This is a genomic window from Staphylococcus sp. EG-SA-2, assembly GCF_017152085.1.
Genome location: NZ_JACYHC010001074.1, coordinates 1 through 740, shown reverse-complemented (window position 1 = coordinate 740; position 740 = coordinate 1). Strand labels below are relative to the sequence as shown.

The window sequence follows — 740 nt, the reverse complement described above, 5'->3', positions numbered from 1 at the left end:
GGATGACCATTTCACACGAAGCTTTAAATCACCTTTACGACGAAGCAAAATTTATAGTGACATGTAGCAATGTTATAGATGAATCAGGTCATTTACCAAATAATATCGTTTCTTCTTATATTAAGGATATGGACGGTGTGAAAATACTATTCGTTGCAGCGACAGCACCTTTTACCCCATTTTATCGTGCACTAGATTGGATTGTTACCGATCCACTTGAATCTATAAAAGAAGAAATTAAACATCAACGAGGTAAATTTGATGTAATAATCGTGCTAAGTCATTGTGGCATTTTCTTCGATGAAACATTATGCCAAGAATTGCCTGAAATTGATGTCATTTTTGGTAGTCATACGCATCATTATTTTGAACATGGTGAGATCAATAATGGTGTACTGATGGCGGCAGCTGGAAAGTATGGTAATTATCTTGGAGAGGTTAATTTAACTTTTGAGGCACATAAAGTAGTACATAAAACTGCAAAGATTATTCCTTTAGAAACATTACCTGAAGTTGAAACTTCATTTGAAGAAGAAGGAAAAACGTTAATGTCCAATTCAGTAATTCAACATCCAGTAGTGCTTAAGCGTAGTATGAATCACATAACTGAAGTTGCATACTTATTAGCTCAAAGTGTTTGTGAGTATACACATGCACAATGTGCCATCATCAATGCTGGCTTACTCGTTAAAGATATTGTAAAAGATGAAGTGACAGAATATGACATTCATCAAATGTTA

General features: G+C 34.3%; 1 protein-coding gene. It reads left to right on the top strand.

Annotation, left to right across the window (positions count from 1 at the left end; genetic code table 11):
• On the top strand, window positions 1–740 hold a 740-nt coding region (locus IDG60_RS18090; protein WP_206161025.1), incomplete at both ends, for a bifunctional UDP-sugar hydrolase/5'-nucleotidase.